15 protein-coding genes and 1 riboswitch are annotated in these 17012 nt (G+C 57.6%); of the genes, 4 read left to right on the top strand and 11 right to left on the bottom strand.

The features are described 5' to 3' along the window. Positions 1-35 precede the first annotated feature (35 nt). The 11 genes from D3878_RS01150 to D3878_RS01100 all read right to left on the bottom strand — a co-directional run bounded on the left by D3878_RS01150 (position 36) and on the right by D3878_RS01100 (position 10399). On the bottom strand, positions 36-995 hold the full coding sequence (locus tag D3878_RS01150) for an aminotransferase class I/II-fold pyridoxal phosphate-dependent enzyme (protein WP_119783808.1): 960 nt from the start codon (positions 993-995) through the stop codon (positions 36-38). After that, positions 992-1972: an adenosylcobinamide-phosphate synthase CbiB gene (gene cbiB / locus D3878_RS01145; RefSeq protein ID WP_119783807.1), complete on the bottom strand. Its 981-nt coding sequence runs from the start codon at positions 1970-1972 to the stop codon at positions 992-994. The genes D3878_RS01150 and cbiB overlap by 4 nt, the downstream gene beginning before the upstream one ends. Then, on the bottom strand, positions 1969-2670 hold the full coding sequence (bluB, locus tag D3878_RS01140) for a 5,6-dimethylbenzimidazole synthase (protein ID WP_119787632.1): 702 nt from the start codon (positions 2668-2670) through the stop codon (positions 1969-1971). The genes cbiB and bluB overlap by 4 nt, the downstream gene beginning before the upstream one ends. Before the next feature lie 13 nt (positions 2671-2683). Beyond that, a complete protein-coding gene (gene cobO, locus D3878_RS01135; RefSeq protein WP_119783806.1) occupies positions 2684-3253 on the bottom strand; it encodes a cob(I)yrinic acid a,c-diamide adenosyltransferase in 570 nt (189 codons plus the stop codon). 8 nt (positions 3254-3261) lie between these two features. Beyond that, positions 3262-4035: an ABC transporter ATP-binding protein gene (locus tag D3878_RS01130; protein ID WP_119783805.1), complete on the bottom strand. Its 774-nt coding sequence runs from the start codon at positions 4033-4035 to the stop codon at positions 3262-3264. Beyond that, entirely contained in the window at positions 4023-5051 is a 1029-nt protein-coding gene (locus tag D3878_RS01125; protein ID WP_119783804.1) for a FecCD family ABC transporter permease, read from the bottom strand. Before D3878_RS01125 ends, D3878_RS01130 begins: the two co-directional genes overlap by 13 nt. Then, positions 5048-5908: an ABC transporter substrate-binding protein gene (locus D3878_RS01120; protein WP_119783803.1), complete on the bottom strand. Its 861-nt coding sequence runs from the start codon at positions 5906-5908 to the stop codon at positions 5048-5050. The genes D3878_RS01125 and D3878_RS01120 overlap by 4 nt, the downstream gene beginning before the upstream one ends. Continuing rightward, positions 5905-6510 (bottom strand): bifunctional adenosylcobinamide kinase/adenosylcobinamide-phosphate guanylyltransferase, encoded by a 606-nt coding sequence (locus tag D3878_RS01115; protein WP_119783802.1) that lies wholly within the window; start codon positions 6508-6510, stop codon positions 5905-5907. The genes D3878_RS01120 and D3878_RS01115 overlap by 4 nt, the downstream gene beginning before the upstream one ends. Continuing rightward, positions 6507-7844 (bottom strand): cobyrinic acid a,c-diamide synthase CobB, encoded by a 1338-nt coding sequence (locus tag D3878_RS01110; RefSeq protein WP_119783801.1) that lies wholly within the window; start codon positions 7842-7844, stop codon positions 6507-6509. The genes D3878_RS01115 and D3878_RS01110 overlap by 4 nt, the downstream gene beginning before the upstream one ends. Positions 7845-7860: 16 nt before the next feature. Then, positions 7861-9675, bottom strand: coding sequence for a TonB-dependent receptor domain-containing protein (locus tag D3878_RS01105; RefSeq protein ID WP_119783800.1), 1815 nt, complete (start codon positions 9673-9675; stop codon positions 7861-7863). 68 nt (positions 9676-9743) lie between these two features. Then, positions 9744-9984, bottom strand: a riboswitch (cobalamin riboswitch). A 49-nt stretch (positions 9985-10033) separates the two neighbouring features. Continuing rightward, entirely contained in the window at positions 10034-10399 is a 366-nt protein-coding gene (locus D3878_RS01100) for a DUF1636 family protein (protein WP_119783799.1), read from the bottom strand. 276 nt (positions 10400-10675) lie between these two features. Here D3878_RS01100 and D3878_RS01095 point away from each other — a divergent pair, with 276 nt between their 5' ends. From D3878_RS01095 to D3878_RS01080, 4 genes are all read left to right on the top strand, one after another. Continuing rightward, positions 10676-11884: a tyrosine-type recombinase/integrase gene (locus D3878_RS01095; protein WP_119783798.1), complete on the top strand. Its 1209-nt coding sequence runs from the start codon at positions 10676-10678 to the stop codon at positions 11882-11884. A 501-nt stretch (positions 11885-12385) separates the two neighbouring features. Beyond that, a complete protein-coding gene (locus D3878_RS01090) occupies positions 12386-14845 on the top strand; it encodes a phage/plasmid primase, P4 family (protein WP_119783797.1) in 2460 nt (819 codons plus the stop codon). An 854-nt stretch (positions 14846-15699) separates the two neighbouring features. Then, on the top strand, positions 15700-16011 hold the full coding sequence (locus tag D3878_RS01085; RefSeq protein ID WP_119783796.1) for a hypothetical protein: 312 nt from the start codon (positions 15700-15702) through the stop codon (positions 16009-16011). Between the two features lie 14 nt (positions 16012-16025). Further along, on the top strand, positions 16026-17012 hold the full coding sequence (locus tag D3878_RS01080; protein WP_119783795.1) for a major capsid protein: 987 nt from the start codon (positions 16026-16028) through the stop codon (positions 17010-17012).

Genomic DNA, 17012 nt, shown 5'->3' with positions numbered 1-17012 from the left:
GACGCAACGCGCTTTCCTGCTTGTTTTCCTGCCTGTCATACCGCACCCTCACTTTCAAGCGCAGACTGCAATGCCGCCTGTGCTGCGGGCGTCTGCACACTCAAACGCCAATGACCAGGCAAGCCAAAAGAAGCAGTGTCCCGCAGCTTGACCCCTTGCGCGCGCAGCGCAACCGGATTGAACGCTGCCTTCACACAGAAAAAATTCGCATCGCTGGGAAGGCAAGTCCAGCGCTGCAACATGGCCAGTTGCGCAGCCTTCCAGAAACGGAGCGTTTCCAGGCTTTGCGCCAGCCAATGCTGGGTATCCCTGTGCGTCCAGCAGCGCAGCATGGTCACCGCATGCGCGCCCAGGGGCCATGATGCAGCTTGTTGTTCCAAAGACTGCGCCAGGCGCCGGCCATTTAAGGGGGCAATGGCGTATGCCCCCCGAATGCCTGTCAAGCCCAAGGCTTTGTTCGGCGACCAAAGCTGCCAGACATCATCAAGTGCGGCCTCCTGCAGGCTGCATTGCCCTGACAGACGTAGCGGCTCATAAGCCCGATCCAGCACGACCACGCCCTGTTGCTGCCGCACACCCGCCACCATGGCATCGGCAGCACCCAGTGGACTGCTCGGCTCGCACAACCAAAGCAAGTCCGCTTGAGCCGGTTCCAGCACGCGCTCAAGCCCCCAAACCTTTGCAGCATGGGGATATTCACCGTAACACATGGCTGGGTACCAGACACGCTGCAGACCTGAACGCGCCAGACACGCGGTCATGCGAAAAATGAATTCGCTGGCACTGCTGGCCAGGACGATGCGATCGACATCGACCGAATGGAATTCCGCCAATGCGCTGCGCAAGTCGCTATAAGCAGGATCCGGGTAGTGTCGGGCGTCAGCCCGTTGAACAGCATCAAGAACCTGCGGGCAGGGGCCGCAGGCATTGGCATTGCTTGAGAAATCCCAGACCGGCACGCCTTGCGCATCGGGACCGCCATGTTCGCGTTTCATGTAACGATTCTCCAGACTCCTGACAGCACGATTCCAAGAACGGTCACGGCAATCACTACGCGCCTTGAAACCAGCACAGCATTTTTTGTATCTTCCGATTGCGGCCTGCGACCCTGCGGATGCAGGCTATAAACGCCAGGCTTGCCCAATCGGATATCCAGGGCCAGGGCCATGGCTGCCATCGGCCAGCCGCCGTTGGGCGACGGCGTGCGCAAGGCTTCCACACGCAAAATTGAAAACGACAGGCCACCCGTCGTCACGGCCAACAGCAATGCCGTCAGCCGAGCCGGAATCCACGACAAAATGTCGTCGGCATGTGCCGCCCATTTGCCGGCCCAAGTCCAGTCACGGCCAGAACGTGGCCCGATATAACCCCACATCGCATCTGCCGTATTGGCAAAACGATATAGTGCAGCCCCTGGCAGGCCAAGCAGCATGAACCAGAACAGCGGCGCCACCACCGAATCGTTGAGATTTTCCGCCAATGACTCGATCGCGGACTCGCGCACCTCGGTGGCGCTTAATTGGCGCACATCCCGGCTGCAAAGCCATGAAAGCCGTTCGCGGCCGGCAGCCAACGATTCACCCAATGCATCCTCAACTGCACTCACCTCGCGTTGCAACATGTTCCATGCCATCAGGGGTTTAAGCAAAATGCCCAATCCCAGGCAGGTAATCCACCAGGGGAATTGCGCCAATGTCCATTGCAGAAAACATGCCGCGGCAATGACGACCAGCGCCCCGGCAATCCAGGCCCATGCGCCCCACCAAAAAACCTGCTTGCTGCGCTCGGTATACGGCGTGTTCGCGGCTGGCGCAATGCGCTTGCCAGCCCAGTCAAGGTAGCGTCCCATCCACACCACCGGATGCAAGCGCGCGCGCGGCTCGCCAAAAAAAACATCGATGACAATTGCCAGAAATACTGCAATGCCTGCAATCGACACCTGCGGCAAGAACAGGTCCAGCCACGGCGTCATTCCGACACATCCTTGGTGAACAGATGACTGGCATTGCCCCAGCCGTTATCGAAAACCAGTTCGGATAATCTTTCACGCTGTGCCCACCCCATCTGTTGCAGCATCGGCTCGGCATAGTAGCTTTTTACCGGGCCAAGACAGAGCAAGGCAATGGGTTCGGCCTCCGCGGGCAATCTCAGCAGGCCGGCTACCGCCTTGGGCTCGAATAACGACACCCAGCCCATACCCAGCCCCTCGGCACGGGCAGCCAGCCAAAGGTTTTGAATGGCACAACTGGCTGATGCCAGATCCATGTGCGGCATGGTGCGACGGCCAAATACATGCTTGTCGCGCCCGTCGGCCAGCACCACCGCCAACAGTTCCGCCGCCTCGAGCAGCCCCTCGACCTTCAGGCGCATGAATTCATCCTCGCGCTCCCCCAGCGCATGCGCGGTCAGCACGCGCTCCGACTCGACCACGTCGTGCAACTGCTGGCGCAGTGTGCGATCGCTGATTCGAATGAAACGCCAGGGCTGCATGAAGCCGACACTGGGCGCATGGTGCGCAGCCCGGATCAGGCGGCACAATGTCTCGGGCGCGACTTCGCCGCCGGCAAAATGACGCATGTCACGACGTTCGTAAATGGCGCGGTAAACAGCGGCCGCTTCATCTGCCGAGAAGGGCGTGGCCGCTATCAAATCTTTGGCATTCGAATTCATGCAGCCGCGCCCTTCAGTCTTCGATGCCACGCTGCGCTGGCACACCAGCATTGAAGGCATGCTTTATCTTGGTCATCTCGGTCACCGTGTCTGCCAGCGCGATGATTTCAGGGGGGCAGCGGCGGCCGGTCAATACCACATGGGTATCTTTGGGGCGATTTCGCAAGGTCTGCAACACATCCTCAAGCGGCAGCCAGCCGTAAATCAGCGGGTAGGTCACTTCGTCGAGCGTCACCATGAAGTATTCGCCCCCCAGAATGCTGGCTTTGGCGCGTTCCCAGCCGTCCCGCGCGAGTTGGGCCGAGTGCTCCAGGTCCTGGCTCTTCCAGCTGAAGCCGTCGCCCAAACCTTCGATCGGAAGGCCGAGTTGCTCGAACATGCGGTGCTCGCCGAAACGTGCCGTCGGCACTTTCATGAACTGGTAGATCTTGACGGCCTTGCCACGGCCATGGGCACGCAAGGCCAGGCCAAACGCCGCCGTGCTCTTGCCTTTGCCATCGCCGGTATTGACGATAACCAGGCCGCGACGTTCGCCTTCGGGCTTTTCGTAAGGCTTTTTGCTGGGTGGGGTTTCAATCTGCATTGACGTCTTCAGTATTGGATTTTGGGAAGCGATATCCACTGCTCGCCGGCACGCTGGATATGGATGCGGTTTTCAAAAACTTGCTCGATTGCCTGGTGCGTGGCGGGATCGTTGCATGGACCATGGTGCATGACCCGCCCAGCTGCCATGACGACCATTTCGTCGGCATGCAGCGCCAGCGAAATTTCATGCAACACACTGACCACGGACTTGCCCTGCTTGACCAGATCGCGCACGAGCAACAGCCAATCCACTTGATGAGGCGGGTCAAGATTGGCCAAGGGCTCATCCATCAACAGTACCTCCGCCTGCACTGCCAGGGCACGGGCGAGCAGCACGCGTTGACGCTCGCCGCCTGAAAGCTGGCCCAGCGTCCGGTCACGCCAGTCCCAGGCCTGGGTAGCGCGCAGCGCCTCGATAACCGCAGCATGGTCGGCTTCACCTGGCGGCGCCAGCCAGGGCTGGTGTGGCAGGCGGCCCAGCATGGTGACGTCGTAGGCCGTCAGGTCATCCGCCCCGCTTTCATTCTGCCCAAGCCAGGACAGATGCTGGGCTTTTTTACGCGCGCTCATCTGTCCCGGCGGGTGGCCGGGCAACACAAGCTGCCCTGCATGCGGCATCAGACCCGCCAGTACCTTGAGCAGGGTCGACTTGCCGGCGCCATTGGGGCCGATGATGCTGGTCCAGCGGCCAGCGGGGAGCATCAGGTCAATGCCATGCAAGACCTCCTGATTGCCGAGGCGGGCGCGGATCGCCCGCGCGCTGATCGCTATCGTTTCCATACTGTACTGTTACTCCGGTTCTGGGCATGCATCAACCACAGCAGATAACCACCGCCGAGCACCGCCGTCAGGACGCCCACCGGCAGTTCCATCGGCGCGATCAGCCAGCGCGCCAGCAAATCTGCCGCCATCAGCAACACCGCCCCCATGAGACTTGAGAGCAAGATCAATCGATTGTGCGTAGTCTTGACCAGTGACCGCACCAGATGCGGCGCGGCCAATCCCACAAAGGCAATGAGCCCGGTCTGCGCGACGGCCGTGCCGATCGCCAGGGCGAGCACGGCAATCAATGTCGCCCGCAGTGGCGCCAGTCTCAGGCCGAGACTGGCCGCAGTCGCCTCGCCAAGCGTCAGGCCATCGAGGACCCGGCTGAGGCTCCATGACAACAACATGCAGACCGCCCAAATGCCTGCCATCAGGAATGTCGCACTCCAGCCCACGTAGCCGGTACTGCCCAGCAAAAAGGCTTGCATGGCCTGCAGCACTTCGGGCACCAGCAACATCGTGAGTGAACTCAGGGCCCCCAGAACCACGCCGACGATCACACCGGCCAGCAGCAGTCGCAAGGTATGCTGGACGCCGCGCGCCAGCAGCAAGGTCAGCAGCACGGCCCCCGCGGCACCGATAAAAGCCGCACCGGTCAACCCCAGCCGGATCAGCCAGTGCGTCGCCAGCGGAGAAACGCCGAACAGGGCCAGCGCCACCGCCACGCCCAGCGATGCACCGGAAGCACTGCCGAGAAGATAGGGGTCGGCAAGCGGATTGCGAAACAGTCCTTGCGCCAGGGCACCGGATAGGCCAAGCAAAGCGCCAGCAAGCCAGGCGCCCAGCGTTCGCGGCAAGCGGATATCCCAGACGATCTGCCAGGCGACGGGATCATGCCGGGCATTGAATACATTCTCGAAACCTGTGCTGCCAACCCCTGCCCCCACCAGGACGCCAGCGGCTGCCAGCGCCATCAAAATCATGATCCACAGCTTGGCGAGACGCTGTTGTTCAAAAACGGTGACACTCATTGGGAAAGGCCCTTGCTGGCAATGCACTGGGCCATGAGGCGTGCGCCCTCGGCCATGCGCGGGCCCGGCCGGATCACGATATCGGCCAATTCGGCTGGAAAAACACAGATGCGGTTCTCCCGCACGGCACGGATGCCAGCCCAGCCCGGTCGCTGCAACATGCCGGCAAAATTGCGCTCGCTGATCAGGATCAGGTCCGGGTCGGCTTTCACCACATACTCAGGATTAAGCTTGGGGAATGGTCCAAGTTCGGGAGACACGATGTTCTGGACGCCCAGGCGCTGCAATGATTCACCGATGAAAGACTTTGCACCGGCTGCATATGGGGCACGGTTGACTTCAAAGTAGACACGCAAGTTCTTTGCCTTGGGCGGCAAAGACTGTGCCGCTGCGGACACCCCGGCATCGATGACGCGCCAGACACGTTGAGCGTCGTCCACACCGAGTAAAGTCCCTACCCTGTCCAGCACACGCCGGACATCGGTATGGCTCTTGGTTTCCAGCGCCACGACCGTCAAACCCAGGGCTTCGAGTCGCTCGCTGGCGCGCGAGGCAATCGACATCAACACGACGTCCGGCTTGAGTGCGACGATGGCCTCGATATTGGGATCCATCCCCCCACCGACTTGTGGCAGCGCGCGCAGGGAGGCCGGATGGTTGGAATAGCGATCGACGCCAACCAGACGCGCACAATGATTGAGTTCACAGACAGTTTCGGACAACGACGGCAGCAGGCTGACGATGCGCTGTGGCGGTTTTGCAAGCGTCACCTTGACGCCACGGTCATCGATGATCTGCAGGGCATGCGACGGCAGCCAGAAAATCAGCAGCATCAGCGCAAGGAAGAGGCGATTCATGCGGTACCTTTCAGGGTCAGCGGCAGGCCCGCCGCCATCAGCGTGACGCGCACGCAAAGTTCAGCGACATCCTGATTGAGCCGCCCCAGCGTGTCGACAAAGACGCGCACCTCACGTCCGAGCGGAATCACGCCCAAGCCGATTTCGTTACCGACCAAAACCACCGGGCCGGGCGCAGTCGTGATTGCCACGGCAAGCCTGGCCGTTTGCGTGGTGAAGTCAGCGTGGGCGTGATTTCCCTGGGATGACGCGACTGGCATTAAGCAATTGGTCAGCCACAGGGTCAGGCAGTCAACCACCAGCAAGGTATCGGGCTGGCTATGGAGAGAAATGGCCTCAGCCAGGTGCAAGGGCTCTTCCACGGTCAGCATGCCTGGTACACGCACGGATCGGTCGTGCCGGTGGCGCGCGATGCGCTCGCGCATTTCTTCGTCATAAGCCTGGCCGGTAGCAAGCAGTACTGCCTTGTGGTCCGCAGATTTTTCCAGCCAGGCGCGCGCAATCAGCTCTGCCCTGCGCGATTTTCCGCTTTTCTGGCCACCAAGGATGAATTCGCTACGGGCAATGGCGAAGTCACTTGATTTCACGTCACTTGATTTCATGTCAGCGCCTCGTTCAGGAATAGCCTGGATGCGGCTACTGGATTCGATGCGAACCAGGGATGAAAATAACTCGCCCTGACCGAACCCGATTGATAAAAAGCCTCGCCGGCTTCAGGCGAAGGCGACATTCCAGGCCGCGCGGTTCTGGCGACTGCCTGCAATGGCGTTTCAGCGCTTGAATAGTGAAAGGTATGTCCTCTGAGCGTCTCTTTTCCAAGCGTCAATTGCTGCGGCCCGAGTGCGGCGAGCCGCTCCTGCATGCGGACCTTGCCGGGCAATAGCCCCCACATCGGATAGCCTTGACCATTCTTGCAAATCAATTCTTCGAAAAGCGCCATCATGCCGCCACATTCCGCCCATATGGGCCGGTCAGCGTGCCAGTGTTTTTTGATGCTCTCGCGCATACTCGCATTACTGCCAAGCGCTTCCGCATGCAGCTCGGGATAGCCGCCAGGCAGCCATACGGCATCACACGCGGGCAGTGCACAATCGGCGATGGGAGAAAAATATTCCAGCCTGGCCCCAAGACTTTTCAGCACATCCAGATTGGCCTGGTAAATGAAACAAAATGCTGCATCCCGCGCAACTGCCAGCGTTTTGCCCGCCAATAGCTCGGCAACAGGTATGGCTTGTGATGCCGGCTCAAATTCAACGGCCCATCTTTGCAGGTCTTCACCCGTCATTTTCCCCAGCGGCGTATCCGCGAGCGCATCGGCTGCCGCGTCAAGCCGTTGCAGTGCATCCGGAATTTCACTTGCCACGGTCAGTCCGAGATGGCGCTCCGGCAGCGTTAGCGCTGGATTTCGCATCACTGCGCCCAGCCAGCTTCCGGGTTCAGCAATGCCCGCTTCCAGCATTTGTGCGTGACGGGCACTCGCCACGCGATTGGCCAATACGCCAGCCCACGGAAGTTGCGGCCGGTAATGCCGCAATCCGTATGCAAGCGCCGCAAATGTTCCAGCCATGGCGGATGCATCAATCACGCCCAGGACAGGGATGTTGAATTTCTCGGCCAGGTCTGCGGCGCTGGGTTCGCCATCGAACAGCCCCATGACGCCCTCAATCAGAATGAGGTCTGATTGCATTGCTGCCGCATGGAGCCGGCGCCGGATGTCGTCCTCGCCGGTCATCCACAGATCCATTTGATACACAGGCCGGCCACTTGCCAGCTTGTGCCAATGCGGGTCCAGAAAATCCGGACCGCATTTGAAGACGCTGACCCGGCGACCTTGCCGTGCATGCAGGCGTGCAATCGCTGACGTGATCGTTGTCTTGCCTTGCCCCGATGCAGGGGCCGATATCAGGATCGCGGGACAAATGACCTTACTGGACATGATAGGGACAATGCATTTATTTCGGCGACCAACGCAAGCCGACAAATACCGTGCGCCCCGCAGTGTTGTAGGTATTGGCCAGTTGATAGGTGTGATCGGCCAGGTTATCAACCCTGAAAAGGACTGAATAATCCTTGCCCAGCTTGTGCGAGGCATACAGATTGACGAGGCTATAGCCGCCTAGCCGGAGCGTATTTGCCGCATTGTCATACCGCTGGCTAAAAAGCTGGAGTTCGCTGCCCACCTGCCAGCCAGCCAGCGGGGTTTCGGCAGTGAACGTGGCATGACGTCTTGCGCGGCGTATCAGGTCTTTTCCGGTATCCAGATCCACCGGCTTCAACCAATCCAGTGAAGCACCGAAGCGGATTGCATTGATCGTGGTCGCCCCGGAGATCGTTACCCCCTCCAACTGCACATGTTTGGTATTGGTGTAGCAGCCCGTGGCGGATGCACACGCGCCCGCACCGGAAATGAAAGTGACAAGATTATCAACCTTGTTCTTGTAAGCGACAACGCCGAACGTGCTTCCCTGCTTTGCATACTTCAAACCGATCTCACGATTGATTGAGGTCTCGGGAACCAGTGAGGATGATCCAAATACGCTGAATCGTTGAAATAGCGTCGGTACTCTGAACGCAGTACCTATGGAAGCAGTCGCTCTCCAGCCCGGCAAGAAACTGTAGGCATAAGCCGCGCTCCCCGTACTTTTTCCGCCAAACTCACTATCGAGATCATGCCTTGCATTCAATTGGAGTGAATGAATCGGGTTGCCAAGCACATAGCCCAATGCCAAGGCATTTTGAAATCTTTTTGTCAGTGCCGGTATTGTTGTTGAATTTTGCAATTCATCTTCACGCCGTTCCAGTGCAGCCGTGATCAGATGAACGCCATGTCGCAACTCGTTCTGCCACAGATAATTCCGAACTTGCGTTTCGGTCGCATAAGCGACAGGGTAAGTTTCATAATAATCTTTCCCTTCAGAAATGCTCGCACGCGTGCCAAAAACATCGCTCCATTTTGCGTTCCAGCTCAGTCCAAGCGTTTTCAGACGGCGAATACTGTGATCATCCAGTCTCGGCGAAGTGTCGTATTGCGAATCCATGTAACTATTCAGGATGGTCGCTTCAATACGATGCGCCGAATTGATCTTGAATCCCAGGCGGGCATTGGCCGCGTGACTCGCATAGCCGTCTTTATCGGGGTTCGCGCGTTGCCTGGCATTGAATCCATCGCTTCGCTCTTTTGACAGGCCGAGCGAGTAATCAAAGGCGCCCGCCGAACCAGAGAACCCGGCGTCAATTTTTTTGGTGTCATGCGTGCCCAGCCCGGCACCTATGTATGGCGCGAATGCACCCTCGCCTTGCCGCGTGAATACCTGTATTACCCCGGCAATGGCGTCTGAACCATAAATTGCCGCAGCCGGACCCCGCAGAATTTCAATACGGTCGATTTGACTCAGGGGTATCGCCTCCCAGGTGGCGCCCCCGGTTGACTGGGAATCGACCCTGACGCCATCGATATAGACTGCGGTAAAGCGCGTATCGGCGCCACGCATCATTAAGGTGGTCGTCGATCCGGGCCCGCCATTTCTGTAGAACTGGATACCTGGCGATCGAGAAAGAATATCCGCTATCGCGCTTGCACCGCTTCGTTCGATTTCTGCACGATCGATCACGGTCAGATCGGCAACAACATCGCCAATAGCTTGCTCAGTACGGTTTGCCGTAACAACCACCTCATTGAGCAATGGCACCTGAGCGAAGGCGGGACTGGAAAATGCGACAAGCAGGCCGACGAAGCCCAACGTCGGAGCGTCTGATGAAATAAACATGATTTGGAAAGTAACAAGAGGCTATCACCGGCATCCCCGCCAGCATGTAAGCAAATGATCCGACCTTGAAGTCGGATCTCTTGTTGGCCGGTATCCGGGCTGGCGGAGGCTACCTCTGTCGCCTTCCCAATTGCTTATTCAAGGCAACCAGTGGCATGGATGACAAAGATGGAACGTTAGACGTTCGTCCGCTTTACCGTTGCGGGGACAGCGCAAGTTGAGCCTTGCATTAATGCAGTGACTTTCCTGCTTCCCGTTGAACTTCAACATGTGAATCATGTTGCGAGCACCAACCCTACAATTGTACCTTGAAGTCGCCAAAAGTTGTAGAGTTGAAATAATCCAGCAAAAAATTCAGCTAGCTTAATGGCGCAGGCAAACGCGCAATCAAGCCATTTTGCAAGCGCTCGGGGCGTTTATCACGCGGCAGCAAACCATCCCCGCTCGTTGCATGCAATTGAGCACAGTCAAGTATCTGTTTGATGGAGTCCTTGTCAGCAACCAGGTCGCCGAACAAATAGCTGTGCTTGCCTGGTGCTTGAAAGGCAACAGTGCATGAGCGCGAGCAACCACTCATGCATTCAATTGGGCGTACGGTGAGTGGCAGCTCATCACAAAAGGCTTTTTCTTGTATGGCCTCAAATAAAAGACGACCTGCCCTGGGGGCCTCTCGTGACGCTTCCGCCGCTCTACACGTCACACAAACGAGTACTTCTGTTGTCATTTTTTCTCCAGCGATCAGGTGCATTGATGTGTGGACGAAATATTCGTCGGCAAAAATGACAACGGCCCCGCTTGGGGCCGTTCTTGCATCTGGCGGAGGCTGTGTCCGCCCGGAACGGCTTTCCCAATCCGTTTCAAACAATACCAATTTATTTTATTTTTCTTTAAAATCATAAGCTTATAAATAAATTTCCTGTTTCCTATCGTTTCACTTACCACCCTTTCTTTTCAACAAAAAGGGGGGTATAAAGGGGGGTATATACTTAGGCGGACAACTATGCGAACCACCCAACAACTTAGCGCCCTGGCGATCGGCAGATTAAAAGAACCTGGCTATTATAGCGACGGGGGAAACCTTTTTCTCCAGGTAACCACGAGCGGCGCAAAGTCTTGGATTTTCCGTTACGGGAAGAATGGCAAAAAGCACGAAATGGGGCTAGGACCACTGCACACAGTATCCCTTGCCATGGCCCGAGAAAAAGCGCTGCAGTGTAGGCTGCAAATCCTCGAAGGGCTGGACCCGCTCGCGAAGCGCAAAGAAATACACGAAGCGATTAGCGCAGCAAATGCACGCCGCATCACCTTCAAAGAATGTGCCGAAAAGCTAATTGATAGCAAGCGCGCGGGCTGGAAAAACGCCAAGCATGCGCAGCAGTGGGAAAACACACTCAACACCTACGCATACCCGTTCATCGGCACCACGCAAGTGTCTGACGTTGACACGGCCGCCGTGCGCAAGTGCCTGGACCCAATCTGGACGACCAAAACCGAAACGGCAAACCGCGTACGCCAGCGCATCGAAATGATCATTGATTGGGCGAAGGCGCACGGTCACCGCACGGGAGACAATCCGGCGGCATGGCGTGGCCACCTTGAGGCAGTAATGGCCGCGCCTGACAACATCCGAAAACGCGACCACCACGCAGCCCTTGATGTTGACGCCATGCCGGCATTTATCGCCACCTTGCGCGCGCACCCAGGCACCAGCGCCCGCGCGCTGGACTTCCTTATTTTGACAGCCAGCCGGACGAATGAAGTTATCGGCGCCACCTGGCCAGAGATCGATTTCGACAAAGCCACATGGACGATACCGGCCGAACGCATGAAGGCCAAGATCGCGCACACTGTCCCACTCAGCGCCCCCGCCCTTGCAGTGCTCAAGCAAGCCGAGACCGAATCAAAAGGAACCGCATTTATATTCCCTGGCCGCCGTGAAGGACGGCCGCTGTCGAATATGGCGATGTTAGAACTGTTGCGGGGAATGGGCACCAAAGACGCTAACGGCGAGCCGGCGACCGTTCACGGGTTCAGGTCGACTTTCCGTCAGTGGGCGGCAGAGCGTACAACACACCCGCGAGAGGTGGCGGAACATGCCCTAGCCCACCGGCTGCCGGACAAGGTCGAGGCGGCCTATCAGCGTTCTACCCTGTTCGTTAAAAGGCGTTCTTTAATGAACGATTGGGCTACCTTTTTGGTGAACAACTAAAGCGAAATTGTCCCGCAGGGGTCGCGCGCACCGCAGGCATCAGCACCGCGCGCGACAGACCCACCGGCACCAACACCGCGAGTGCCAGCACGGCGAGCGCCATATGCGCCCGCACCACCTGCACTAGCCCCGCGAACACTGGGGCCAGCAGCATCAGCACATCAGGCGAAATTGTACCGCAGCGGCTTTTGTACTCTTACCCCTAATAATCTGTTTCAAGCGCACTCAATTCGTCGCGTATTGAAAAGGATTGTTCATGTCTACACCCACCCATAAAGCCCCGCCGGGGTCGGCACACGCGACTTTGGAAAACTTCCATCGTCTACCAGATAGCGCCCGTGTTAAAACCGAGACTATCTGCATGCTTTTAGCTTGCAGCCGCACCACGCTATGGCGCCGAGTCAGCGCCGGACGGTTCCCTTCCCCGATTCGTGAATCGGCAAATGTTATTCGCTGGCGCGCTGGCGACGTGCGCAAGTATCTGGCAGGAGGCGCCGCAGCATGACCCACCAAAAAGAAAGCCCCCGGATGGCGGCCGGGGGCGGAGAGAATTTTGCGGCAACTTTTGACGAAAGCCACAAGCCGGATACTTTCAGAAGTTCGGACAAATTGCAAGTCATTACTCTGGATATTCGGCGTGCCATTGCCGACAACAACCTGTTTGCACTCAACCACACCTTACGTGAATTGACGTTAAGTGGCGCCGACAATATCCCGGCGAAACTCAGAGAATTTAAAGCCTGGGTGTTATGGAGAGCTACTGCCATTAATCCATCAACAGGCAAATTTACGAAAGTTCCAGCCTACCCCGGCACGAAAGCAAACCGCACGGGCGAGCAGGGATCACCCAAGGATTTAGCCAATCTAGGGGCGTTTGATGAAGTGCGCGCGGCACTGGTGGCTGATCCCTCATTTGCTGGATGGGGGCTTGCGATGCTGCCGCAACTAGGCTTAGTTGCGCTTGATGTTGACGGCTGCATAAATGACGGCGCTATGCCGCATGATGTGGGCCTCATTACGGATAATACTTATTGCGAAATCAGCCCTAGCGGCACAGGTATCCGGGCGTTTTGGACAGGAGAAGCCACCAACCGCAAAAATGCCAATGGGGAGCTATACGCCCAAAAACAATTTGTCACCATTACTGGAAACAGGGTGGACAATACGCATTGCCTGTTTGGAGAAGACTCCCCAGCGACTCTCGACGCGCCCACGCGTCAAGAATTAGAGCGGCGATGTGCATCAACCACTGGCAAGAAGAGTACCAGCGCGCGCTTGAAAGAAAAGGCTGAGAACGACCCGTATTTGCAAGCCATCAAACGCGCGGGACTGTACGAACGCGCCATGAGCGGCGGTGCGCACTCTATACGCTGCCCTTTTGAAGAAAAGCACGGCGATTTCGGACGGCCAGGCGGCGACGGAGACACCGTTTATTTCCAGCCGCATACCAACGGCGAACCGGAGCCGCGTATCTTCTGCCAGCACACACACGGCAACGACCAGGACGCATACTGGCAGGCGATTGGATTCGACAACCGGGCCGAAGGGCTAATAGATGCCGACGACGACACAGCGGCACAATCAGACGTCAAGAACGCCAGATTGCTGGCATCTGCACTACTCAAAAAACGCTTTGTGTTTGAGCATGGCGGCCGAGGCTGGATGCAGTTTAAATCCGGCGTGTATGTCATATGCGCACTTGGTGAAGCGATGGAAGCCGCCAAGGGGTTAGGCGTCGACATAATAAAAAACGCCCCCTCAGACCCTGAAAAATTCAAACGTACCATGGCACTGGCGCAGCGTGCGATGAGTGCCGCCGGCATTAAGGCCGCGTTGCAGCTGGCGGAATCTGATCCGCGCATCGCCGTCAAGCCGGCTGACTTTGATACAGACCCGGACTTGTTGAATGTCCTAAACGGGGTGGTGCACCTACCGACGGGGGAACTACGCCCCCACGATCCGGCGCAGTTCATGAGCAAGCAATGCCCTGTGATTTATGACCCGGCAGCGGCGGCGCCCATCTGGGAAAAAACCATTTATTCAATCAGCAATGAAGACCGGGACTGGGTGGACTTCTTTCAGCGGGCTGTGGGTTACTCACTCAGCGGCTATGTAAATGAAGAAGTTATGTTTTTCCTTCTCGGGGTTGGTGCAAATGGAAAAAGCCTTGTTTGTAACGTCATGCGCCGCGTATCTGGCAACTATGCGAGCGTCGCACCAACAAATTTTTTAATGACATCAAAGCGCGACGGGGAAAGCGCCACGCCAGCGCTTGCCTCTTTACAGTCAGTGCGGATAGTGCAGGCAAACGAAGTCGAAGCCGGGGCGCAACTAAGTGCGCAAATGGCAAAAGTCGCCACGTCAACAGACGCCATATCTGCGCGTCATTTGTACGGCCGCCAATTTGCGTTTATCCCTACGCATACCCTTTGGGTCCGAGGGAATCACAAGCCAATCATTACCGACAATGACGAGGGAATCTGGCGCCGGGTTGTGTTGATCCCATTCGATCGACACTTCAGCCCCGAAGAAAAAGACGTCATGTTAGAAGAAAAAATCATGCGGGAGGCGTCGGGCGTTCTCGCCTGGATGGTGCGCGGACATCTCGCTTACAAACAGCACGGATTGCGACGCGCGCGGCGGGTGGAGGCAGCATCGTTGGCCTATCGGGCGGAATCTGATTTGGTCAGCCAGTGGATCGACGAGCGCGCAATCCGTGAAGCGGGAGCAACCTGCGCGCAAGCGGACGCATATTTTAACTATCGCACTTGGTGCGTTGAACAAGGCTTGCGCCCCATGGCGAAGAAGTCTCTAACATCTGCACTAATTGAACGCGGCTTTTCGTGCGGCCAAGAGTCCACCGGGGGGCGGCGGCGGACTTACCGAGGGTTGAAATCTGCTGTTTCTTACGGATTTGAAGACGAAATTTCTAATCCGTTCGCACAGGACGCACAGGATTAGCAGCCTTTTTAGGTAAATCTTCATATAAGCAGTCTTATAGAGAAAGTTACCCTAAAACAGCACCCCGTCCTGTGCGTCCTGTGCGGATGGCGCTGTGATACTACGGAGCAGAAAATGCAGATACCTACACCACAGGTCTACCCCACCGGCGACACATGGGCGGTACGCTATACCTTGGCCGAATTCGAATGCTTCCACACCCTGCCACCTGCCGACCAGGCACGAATACGCCGGAAAGTGCAAAGAGCCTACCCACGCCGCCACCCCCCACCGGCGCAGCAAGCCTTGATTGAAAGGAATAAATGAACATGAACGAAAAAATTGCTATTCACAAAATCACTGCGGGCGCTGCCCCACTGCCCACCGCATCCCGCTCTTATCTGCTGGCGCTGGTATTGGCAGAGCAAGGCATGCAGCCCCCTGGTATCGGGCCAGCACCTGGCGCTAGTTGCTGCGCACACGCACGAGCAACACGGCAAACCTGACAAAGCTGCGCGACAGTGGGCAATGATCGACTACGCAGCGACAGCAGACGCAGCGGGCGCCGGCACTACGAGCACCGGCACCGAGGCACCGACACCAGGCACCGCGGCACCCCCGCCAGCACCAGCGCCAGCGCCAACCTATGTAAATGGACGGGGACCCTGGCATATCGCCTTGGAACGTACCGGTGCGCAGAAGCGCAGTGGACGCCTAGCCTAAAACTTCCAAACTTGAATACTTATCAGGCGCTTATTTATGCCGGCGGCAAAGTCACTAAAAGACTGAATGATGCTTAAAGGCGAAATATAACCGCAGCGGGAAATGGTACCCCTGCCCATATTATCGGGACAGTCTCAATCAACCGGACACCCATGAACATGGACACCCAGAAAGAATATCTTCCACCCTTGCGCCCGCTCTACTCGTTGGAGTCGGCTGCAAAGGTCGCCGGCGTTTCGGCAAAACTGCTTGCTTCAGCAATTGAAAATGGCGACATACCCGGCGTCCGCATCCTGCACTTAGGGCCCCGCCGTTTGCGCTATGTGTACAGCCGGCCCGTCCTTGCCTGGCTGGAAGGTCAAGAGCCACCACCCGACAAAGGAGTCGAAGCCGACCGCGCAGCCGAGGCAGCAGTGGCTGACAACTTCGACCCCGTCGAATACGACGACGATCTGTTTAACTGACCCTGGAGCGCAACATGGCAAACAATACCCTGCAAAACCTTTTCGGCGACGAAGTCGAACTGACGGCATCAATTCAAAAAGCGCCGTTCACCCCCGGCCATATCGCCTCTGACAAGCTATTCAACGAAGCCGGCATCGCTACTACGTCAATGTTTATCGATTTTGACGGTCAAGTGATTAGCCTGATCCCGGCTGCAGCGCGTGGTGGCGTAGGTCAGCCGTACCGATCTGGCAGCCGTTCCGGCATCCATGTGGAGGCTGTGCACCTGCCACACACAGGCTCTGTCCTAGCCGATGAAGTGCAAGACCGCCGCGCCTTTGGCGGCGTGAGCCTGGAGACACCTGAACAACTGAAAACCCGCAAGCTGTCCGGCATGCGCGCGAACATCGAAGCCACCATCGAATACCGCCGACTAGGCGCCATCAAGGGTCAAATTCTGGACGCTGACGGCGTAACTGTGCTTGTTGATCTCTATTCGGAGTTTGGCATTTCTCAGGCCGTGAAATCCCTGGCGCTGGCTACCGTCGGGTCTCAGTTGCTGAATAAAGTTATCGACGCCGAACGCGCTGCCGAAGACGCCCTGGGCGGTACCAACCCCACCGGCTTTCTCGCATATGCCGCACCTGATTTCATGGATGCCCTGCGCGCGCATTCTGATTACAAGACGTTCTTGCAGCATGCGAGCCCGTCCGACCTGAACACCGATTACCGCAGCGGCATCCTGGTGGGTAATACGCTTTTCAAAGAGTACCGCGAAGCTTTCGGCGTGCCGCAGATTGCCCCCGGCACCGCGTACATGATGCCCCTGGGCGTGCCGGACCTGTTCTTGACCAGGTTCGCCCCGGCCGATTGGGTGGAGACCGTCAACACGCCAGGCCTGCCGATTTACGCTAAGGCACAGCCCATGCCAATGGATCGGGGCTACTTCCTGGAGGCGCAAAGCAACCCCGTCGACGTGTGCACGCGCCCGGCATCTGTCATCAAACTGACGGCGGCATAG

The sequence above is a fragment of the Noviherbaspirillum sedimenti genome (assembly GCF_003590835.1).
Lineage (GTDB): Bacteria > Pseudomonadota > Gammaproteobacteria > Burkholderiales > Burkholderiaceae_D > Paucimonas > Paucimonas sedimenti.
Note: the sequence above shows the minus strand (reverse complement) of the source record. Positions and strands in the feature narration are given on the sequence as shown.

Bases quoted from the DNA above. Each gene is read 5' to 3' on its own strand.
- D3878_RS01150 (WP_119783808.1), bottom strand. From the start codon at position 995: ATGAAACGCGAACATGGCGGTCCCGATGCGCAAGGCGTGCCGGTCTGG.
- cbiB (WP_119783807.1), bottom strand. From the start codon at position 1,972: ATGACGCCGTGGCTGGACCTGTTCTTGCCGCAGGTGTCGATTGCAGGC.
- bluB (WP_119787632.1), bottom strand. From the start codon at position 2,670: ATGAATTCGAATGCCAAAGATTTGATAGCGGCCACGCCCTTCTCGGCA.
- cobO (WP_119783806.1), bottom strand. From the start codon at position 3,253: ATGCAGATTGAAACCCCACCCAGCAAAAAGCCTTACGAAAAGCCCGAA.
- D3878_RS01130 (WP_119783805.1), bottom strand. From the start codon at position 4,035: ATGGAAACGATAGCGATCAGCGCGCGGGCGATCCGCGCCCGCCTCGGC.
- D3878_RS01125 (WP_119783804.1), bottom strand. From the start codon at position 5,051: ATGAGTGTCACCGTTTTTGAACAACAGCGTCTCGCCAAGCTGTGGATC.
- D3878_RS01120 (WP_119783803.1), bottom strand. From the start codon at position 5,908: ATGAATCGCCTCTTCCTTGCGCTGATGCTGCTGATTTTCTGGCTGCCG.
- D3878_RS01115 (WP_119783802.1), bottom strand. From the start codon at position 6,510: ATGAAATCAAGTGACGTGAAATCAAGTGACTTCGCCATTGCCCGTAGC.
- D3878_RS01110 (WP_119783801.1), bottom strand. From the start codon at position 7,844: ATGTCCAGTAAGGTCATTTGTCCCGCGATCCTGATATCGGCCCCTGCA.
- D3878_RS01105 (WP_119783800.1), bottom strand. From the start codon at position 9,675: ATGTTTATTTCATCAGACGCTCCGACGTTGGGCTTCGTCGGCCTGCTT.
- D3878_RS01100 (WP_119783799.1), bottom strand. From the start codon at position 10,399: ATGACAACAGAAGTACTCGTTTGTGTGACGTGTAGAGCGGCGGAAGCG.
- D3878_RS01095 (WP_119783798.1), top strand. From the start codon at position 10,676: ATGCGAACCACCCAACAACTTAGCGCCCTGGCGATCGGCAGATTAAAA.
- D3878_RS01090 (WP_119783797.1), top strand. From the start codon at position 12,386: ATGACCCACCAAAAAGAAAGCCCCCGGATGGCGGCCGGGGGCGGAGAG.
- D3878_RS01085 (WP_119783796.1), top strand. From the start codon at position 15,700: ATGAACATGGACACCCAGAAAGAATATCTTCCACCCTTGCGCCCGCTC.
- D3878_RS01080 (WP_119783795.1), top strand. From the start codon at position 16,026: ATGGCAAACAATACCCTGCAAAACCTTTTCGGCGACGAAGTCGAACTG.